This is a genomic window from Alistipes sp. An54 (assembly GCF_002159375.1).
Classification (GTDB): Bacteria; Bacteroidota; Bacteroidia; order Bacteroidales; family Rikenellaceae; genus Alistipes; species Alistipes megaguti.
Genome location: NZ_NFIA01000008.1, coordinates 144693 through 151869 on the forward strand (window position 1 = coordinate 144693; position 7177 = coordinate 151869).

Here is a 7177-nt window from a genome sequence, read left to right on the forward strand (position 1 = left end):
TCACAACAATGGGAAAATACATAGGACCTAAATCGAAAATCGCCCGTCGTTTCGGCGAAGCTATCTATGGTGCGGACAAGGTGCTCGAGAAGCGCAATGTACCCCCTGGACAGCATGGTCTGGCGCGCAAGCGCAAAAAGGTGTCGGAGTACGGCACGCAGTTGAGTGAGAAGCAGAAGGCCAAGTTCACCTACGGACTGCTGGAGAAGCAGTTCTCGCGTACGTACGAGCAGGCTGCCCGCATGGGCGGTATCACGGGTGAGAACCTGCTGAAGCTGCTCGAGTGCCGTCTGGACAACGTGGTTTACCGCTTGGGTATCGCCCCGACGCGTGCAGCTGCCCGTCAGCTCGTATCGCACCGTCACATCTGTGTCAACGGCAATGTGGTCAACATTCCGTCCTACTCGCTGCGTGCGGGAGACATCGTGTCGGTTCGCGAGAAGTCGAAGAGCCTCGAAGTAATCACGGCATCTCTGGCCGGCTCGTCGCGGAGCCGCTACTCGTGGCTGGAGTGGGACAACGCCTCGATGAGCGGCAAGTTCCTGCAGAAGCCCGAGCGTGAGGAGATCCCCGAGAACATCAAGGAGCAGCTTATCGTCGAGTTGTACTCGAAGTAGTAATCAAAACAAATTCACGCAATTATGGCAATATTAGCATTCCAGAAACCTGAGAAGGTTATTATGCTCGAGTCCACTTCGTCGTTCGGGAAGTTCGAATTCCGACCGTTGGAGCCCGGATTCGGGATGACTGTCGGTAACGCTTTGCGTCGTATCCTGCTCTCCTCGCTCGAGGGCTACGCGATCACGACTGTCAAGGTAGCCGGTGTCGATCACGAGTTTGCCGCTATCCCCGGTGTGATGGAGGATATGTTGAACATCATCCTCAATCTCAAGCAGGTTCGTTTTATCCGCACAGTCGATAATCAGGATGCCGAAAAAGTGTCCATTAACGTTGCGGGTGTGACGGAGCTGACTGCCGGATATATCTCGAATTACCTGTCGTTCTTCAAGGTTCTGAATCCCGACCTGGTGATCTGTCACCTGGCCCCGGGGACGAAGATGCAGATGACGCTCACGATCGGCAAGGGCCGCGGCTATGTTCCGGCCGAGGAGAACACGCCTGCCGACTGCGAGTTCGGAACCCTCCCGATCGACTCGATCTTCACGCCGATCAAGAACGTGAAGTACTCGATCGAGAACTACCGTGTCGAGCAGAAGACCGACTACGAGAAGCTGAATTTGGAAATTACTACCGACGGGTCGATTCACCCCAAAGAGGCACTCAAGGAGGCTGCCAAGATCCTCATCCAGCACTTCATGCTCTTCTCCGACGAGAAGATCACCGTCAACATGGAAGACACGAACGGTACGGAAGAGTTCGACGAGGATGTGCTCCACATGCGCCAGCTGCTGAAGACGAAGCTTTCGGACCAGGATCTTTCGGTCCGCGCGCTGAACTGTCTGAAGGCAGCCGACGTCGATACGGTGGGCGACCTGGTGAAGCTCAACCGCAACGACCTGCTCAAGTTCCGCAACTTCGGCAAGAAGTCGCTTACGGAGCTTGACGAGCTGTTGGCCTCCCTGAACCTGAAGTTCGGAATGGACGTATCAATCTACAAACTTGACAAAGATTAATTAAATGAGACACAATAAGAATTACAACCACCTCGGCCGCCAGGCAGGTCACCGCAAGGCCCTGCTGTCGAACATGGCATCGTCGCTGATTCTGCACAAGCGCATCGAAACCACCGTTGCCAAGGCCAAGGCCGTACGGATGTTCGTAGAGCCTCTGGTTACCAAGTCGAAGGAGGACACGACCCACTCGCGCCGTATCGTTTTCTCGTACCTGAAGCAGAAGGAGGCCGTTACGGAACTCTTCCGTACGATCGCCCCGAAGGTTGCCGAGCGTCCGGGAGGTTACACCCGTATCCTGAAGACGGGCTTCCGTCTGGGTGATGCCGCCGAGATGTGCATTATCGAATTCGTGGACTTCAACGAGGCTTACACGCTGGGTATCACGCCGGCTGCCGCCACGGAGGCCAAACCCAAGACGCGTCGTTCGCGCAAGAGCGCTGCGAAGAAGACCGATGCCGTAGAAGACGCTACGGTAGTCGAGGGCGAGACCAAGAAGGCCGCTGCCCCGAAGGCTCCGAAGGCCCCGAAGGCTGCCGCCGCCAAGACGGCTGCTCCGAAGGCCGCCAAGAAGACCAACGTCGGCAAGAAGATGTAGTCCCGCGCAGGGAGCGCAATTCGAGGGGGGGGGGTAGAGCAGAAGACAAGGAGAGAATAAGCGGGTCTGCCCCGCGGTCTCCGCAACTCACTTCGAATTCCGTTCCAGACTGCGGATCAAAATTCCCGAAGAGGTGTCCAACCGGGCCTCTCTCCGGGAATTTTTTATTTGTTCGGGGTAGCGTCTGCCGCAACGACAGCGCGCCGATTGCCTCATCGGGAACGGGAATGCCGGCTCTGTTCCGAGATGGATTTCGATGCTGGTTCGCCTGATGTTGACTGTGTGTTGATTCCCGTCAGGGAGGGAGACAGCCCGGAGGAGATGATCCCCGGCCAGCGGGAAGATGGGGCTTGATGCAGGACGAATCTGGACGCCCTGCAAGCGGGTTTGAGCCCCATGTGGGGGCGGTTTGGAGAAATATTTGCAGAAAAAAAGGTGTTGGAAAGGTAAATTTTAGATTCCGTTCAGAATTCCTTCCGACCTTTGTATCGTAATCAAAAACGAATGTTCAATTAAAAAACTTTAAAACCATGAAAAAGATTTTTTTGACCGCAGCCCTTCTCCTTGCAGGAATCACCGTAACGCTGGCCGGAAACGACCGCCCGATCACCGTTGACAAACTGCCCGCCGCAGCCCAGAACTTCCTGAAGAGCTATTTCTCCGACCTGACGGTGGCCTATGCCGTGGAGGATCCCAAGTTTGCCGGTTCGGAGTATGAGGTGACCTACACCGACCGTACGGAGGTAGAGTTCGATACCAAGGGTGAATGGACCTCGGTAGAACGCAAGTATACGGCCGTTCCCGCCGCAATCGTTCCGAAGCAGATCACCGATTACGTGGCCAAGAGCAACTTCCCGAATCAGGAGATCCGCAAGATCGAGCGCAATGCCTATACGTGGGAGATCGAGCTTACGAACGGACTCGAGATCAAGTTCGACCGGAATTTCCGCGTCATTGACATCGACGACTGATTCGGACAACGCTCCGGGAATCGCGTGTACGGTGAGCTCCCCGCATCCGAACGATTCTCGCGGAGATAAAAACGGACTCTTCCCCGACGGGAAGAGTCCGTTTTTGGTTGGTCGGGAGTTGAGAGTCTGGGGAAGGGTTGGGATTCTCTGTCCGGTTTTATCGCCTCCGGCTACTTGTTGAAGTGGTAGAGGAAGATAACCGTGGCATCCATGGCCGTCTTCGGGCAGTCGCGGATCTCGAGTGCCACCTTGATCTCGGCCTTGGCTATGCCGCGCAGATTGGTGATCGACACCAGCGTGGCGCGCAGCCGGATCTCGCTGCCGACCGTCACCGCCTGGTTGAAGCGCAGCTTCTCAATGCCGTAGTTGACCAGCAACTTCACGTTCTGCACCTCGACGATCTGTTCCCACAGGTAGGGCAGCAGCGAAAGGGTCAGATAACCGTGGGCAATGGTTGTCTTGTAGGGGCTCTCTACCCGGGCCCGTTCGGGGTCGACGTGGATCCACTGGTGGTCCAGCGTGGCGTCGGCAAAGAGGTTGATCTGTTCCTGGGTGATCTTCAGGTAGTCCGAGATGCCTAACTCCTGGCCCGTGTAGCGGGCAAAATCATCGAAATCGTGGATAATCAGTCGGCTCATGGTTGTTATTGCTGTTTTCTGCAAAGATAGAAAAACTTTCTGATCGTGCGCCGTTTTGATTCCGTGTCAGGCCGTTTTTGAACACTCTTTTCGCGAATCCGTCGATGTCCGGCCCTTGTCTGTCGAGTGCGGGATACGATTGCCGGAATGAAACAAAGAGGGTGTCCGATCCACGGTCGGACACCCTCTTTTCGATGGCGGGTTTCTTGGTGTGGCGCATCCTTCACGGGGCCCCCGATGCATGAATGCCTCACCCTCTTTCCCGCACTCCCGGTCGGGAGACTATTTCTGGAATCCCTTGCCGATAGCCAGGAAGTCGGCAGCCTTCAGGGCGGCACCGCCGATCAGACCTCCGTCGACATCCTCCTTGGCGAAGATTTCGGCGGCGTTGGCCGGCTTGCACGAGCCTCCGTAGAGGATCGGGCACTCGGCTGCTGCGGCACCGAACTTCTCGGCCAGCACCTTGCGGATGTAGGCGTGGATTTCCTGTGCCTGGTCGGCCGTGGCGGTCTTGCCCGTACCGATGGCCCATACGGGCTCGTAGGCGATGACGAGGTTCTTGAACTGCTCCTCCGTGAGGTTGTAGACAACCTCCTCGATCTGGGCCTTCACCACGTCGAAGTGCTTGCCGGCCTCACGCTCCTCGAGGTTCTCACCCACGCAGTAGATCGGGGTCAGTCCGTTGGCATAGGCCTGCTCCATCTTCTTGTTGAGCGTTGCGGAGGTCTCGCCGTAGTACTGGCGGCGCTCCGAGTGGCCGAGGATGACGTATTTGCAACCCAGGGCGGCGATCATCGAGGCTGCGACCTCACCCGTGTAGGCCCCCTTTGCCTCGGCGGCGCAGTTCTGGGCGCCGAGTTCGATGTCCGAACCCTTGAGGGCCTCGGCCACCATCGAGAGGTGGGTGAAGGGCGGGCAGACGATGAAGTTCACGCACGAGCATACCTCGCCGCGTCCTGCTACGACGCCTTTTGCCAGTTCGACTCCTTCGGCCGGAAGCGTATTCATCTTCCAGTTGCCGGCTACGATTTTCTTTCTCATAACGGTATTGTTTTGTTAAAAGTCCTTGTATGTGTTCACACGTTGGCGGGGCGGTAGCAGCCGTTTATTCGGCCGAGCACCATGCCTTGACCTCCTCCATCGAGGGGGCCTTCAGCCCGAGTTTGTTCTTCTTGTTGAAACCGCACAGGTCGTTGAAGAACTTGCCCGGGGCGAGCTTGCGCAGTGAATCGACGGTCAGGTAGCCCATCTTCTGGATGACGGGCACCCACTCCTCGGGAACGCCGATGGCCGTATAGGCCTCGACGGGATCCGTCGCGGCCTTCTTTTCGGGGCGCATCTGCGGGAAGAACAACACGTCCTGGATCGAGTTCTGGCCCGTCATGAACATCGCCAGACGGTCGATGCCCATGCCCATGCCCGAGCAGGTCGGCATGCCGTACTCCAGGGCACGGACGAAGTCCATGTCGATGAACATCGCCTCGTCGTCGCCCTTCTCCGAGAGGCGCAGCTGCTCCTGGAAGCGCTCCAGCTGGTCGATCGGGTCGTTCAGCTCCGAGTAGGCGTTGCAGAGCTCCTTGCCGTTGACGAAGAGTTCGAACCGCTCGGTGAGATCCTTGTTGTCGCGGTGGCGCTTGCTCAGCGGCGACATCTCGATCGGGTAGTCGCAGACGAAGGTCGGCTGGATGAGGTCGCCCTCGCAGTACTGGTCGAAGATGGCGTCGATCAGCTTGCCCTTGCCCATCGTGTCGTCGATCTCGACGTTGAGTCGCTTGCAGGCTTCGCGCAGCTGCTCCTCCGACTGGCCGGTGATGTCGTAGCCGGTCTTCTCGCGGATGGCGTCGGTCATCGTCACACGGCGGAACGGCGCCTTGAAGGAGATCTGCCGTCCGTCGATCTCCAGCTCCGTCGTACCGTTGACGGCCGTGGAGATGCGTTCGAGCATCCGCTCGGTGAACTCCATCATCCAGCGGTAGTCCTTGTAGGCGATGTAGATCTCCATGCAGGTGAACTCGGGGTTGTGGGTGCGGTCCATTCCCTCGTTGCGGAAGTTCTTGCCCACCTCGTAGACGCCGTTGAAGCCTCCGACGATCAGCCGCTTCAGGTAGAGCTCCGTGGCGATGCGCAGGTAGAGGTCGGTATCGAGCGAATTGTGGTGCGTGATGAAGGGACGCGCCGCGGCGCCGCCCGGAATGGGCTGCAGGATCGGCGTCTCGACCTCGATGTAGCCCTGCGAGTCGAAGAACTCACGCATCGTGGAGATGATCTTCGCGCGCTTGATGAAGACCTCCTTGACCTGCGGGTTGACGATCAGGTCGAGGTAGCGCTGGCGGTAGCGGATCTCGGGGTCGGTGAAGGCGTCGAACGTCTTGCCGTCCTTCTCCTTGACGACGGGCAGCGGGCGGATCGACTTCGAAAGCACCGTAAAGCGTTTGCAGTGAACCGACAGTTCGCCCGTATTGGTGCGGAAGGCGAAGCCTTCGACGCCGATGATGTCGCCGATGTCGAGCAGCTTCTTGAAGACCGTATTGTAGAGCGTCGGATCGCCTTCGGGGCAGACGTCGTCGCGGCGGATGTAGACCTGGATGCGGCCCGTATGGTCCTGCAGTTCGAAGAACGAGGCGCTGCCCATGATGCGGCGCGACATGATGCGGCCCGCGATGCGGACATCCTGGAAGTTTTTCTTTTCGTCGTCATAGCCCTCGGCGATCTCGCGCGCCGTGGCCGTCACCTCGTAACGGGCGGCGGGGTAGGGGTCGATGCCCAGGTCGCGCAGCGCCTGGAGCGACTGCCGGCGAAGCTGTTCCTGTTCACTGAGTTCGATTGCCATATATTTCGTTTGTATTTGATGATGCGGAATATATCCGTGCAAAAGTAGTGAAAAACCCGCAAAATCGCAACCGACAGGATGATTCTGTGCCGGCAGACTCCTGTGCGGCGGTCAAGGCTGCGTCGTTCACCTTCAACAAGACGGATCCCTCGCTCGATGCCGCAACGCTCTCGGACGACTATGCCTTCTTTATCCATTGGACCCGTTCGGTCAACTCCGACAAGGTGGTGCGCAACTACTCCTATTGTTACGACACGTGTCGTCGCAACCCCATTTGGGCGGCCTATCCCCTGCATCCCGTCTATCGGGAGGGCGGCTACGGACGAACCTCGCCCGATCCCTGGTCTCCCGATCCGGTCCTCTATCCGACCAACATCGCCCCGCAGCCCAACGACGCGGCCAGCACGTTCGGCGAGGTGTGGGGATGTATCGAGTGCCCGGACCGTGTTGCGGGAGATTGCCGCTCCGGTCTCCCGGATCGAGCCGCAGACCGGTCTGACCCTCTCCTC

At 58.2% G+C, this 7177-nt stretch carries 7 protein-coding genes and 1 pseudogene; 5 read left to right on the forward strand and 3 right to left on the reverse strand.

From position 1 onward, the window contains the following. Nucleotides 1-8: 8 nt before the first annotated feature. The 4 genes from rpsD (at nucleotide 9) to B5G09_RS09385 (ending at nucleotide 3200) form a co-directional block, all read left to right on the forward strand. Entirely contained in the window at nucleotides 9-617 is a 609-nt protein-coding gene (gene rpsD, locus B5G09_RS09370; protein WP_087311270.1) for a 30S ribosomal protein S4, read from the forward strand. A 24-nt stretch (nucleotides 618-641) separates the two neighbouring features. Further along, complete coding sequence (locus B5G09_RS09375) at nucleotides 642-1634, forward strand: DNA-directed RNA polymerase subunit alpha (protein ID WP_087311271.1); 993 nt, start codon at nucleotides 642-644, stop codon at nucleotides 1632-1634. A gap of 4 nt (nucleotides 1635-1638) precedes the next feature. Next, a complete protein-coding gene (rplQ, locus tag B5G09_RS09380; protein WP_087404961.1) occupies nucleotides 1639-2229 on the forward strand; it encodes a 50S ribosomal protein L17 in 591 nt (196 codons plus the stop codon). Nucleotides 2230-2759: 530 nt separating this feature from the next. Beyond that, nucleotides 2760-3200 carry a PepSY-like domain-containing protein gene (locus B5G09_RS09385; RefSeq protein WP_087404962.1) on the forward strand — a complete coding sequence of 147 codons (441 nt, stop codon included), beginning with the start codon at nucleotides 2760-2762 and terminating at the stop codon, nucleotides 3198-3200. A gap of 170 nt (nucleotides 3201-3370) precedes the next feature. On the opposite strand, the gene B5G09_RS09390 is transcribed toward B5G09_RS09385, so the two are convergent. From B5G09_RS09390 to lysS, 3 genes are all read right to left on the reverse strand, one after another. Next, nucleotides 3371-3838: a MaoC family dehydratase gene (locus B5G09_RS09390; protein ID WP_087404963.1), complete on the reverse strand. Its 468-nt coding sequence runs from the start codon at nucleotides 3836-3838 to the stop codon at nucleotides 3371-3373. A 282-nt stretch (nucleotides 3839-4120) separates the two neighbouring features. Next, nucleotides 4121-4879: a triose-phosphate isomerase gene (gene tpiA, locus B5G09_RS09395; RefSeq protein ID WP_087311275.1), complete on the reverse strand. Its 759-nt coding sequence runs from the start codon at nucleotides 4877-4879 to the stop codon at nucleotides 4121-4123. Nucleotides 4880-4943: 64 nt separating this feature from the next. After that, a complete protein-coding gene (gene lysS, locus B5G09_RS09400; protein WP_087404964.1) occupies nucleotides 4944-6668 on the reverse strand; it encodes a lysine--tRNA ligase in 1725 nt (574 codons plus the stop codon). A 47-nt stretch (nucleotides 6669-6715) separates the two neighbouring features. On the opposite strand from lysS, the pseudogene B5G09_RS09405 reads away from it, so the two are divergent. Then, nucleotides 6716-7177: pseudogene (locus B5G09_RS09405) on the forward strand (DNA/RNA non-specific endonuclease); the annotation flags it as partial.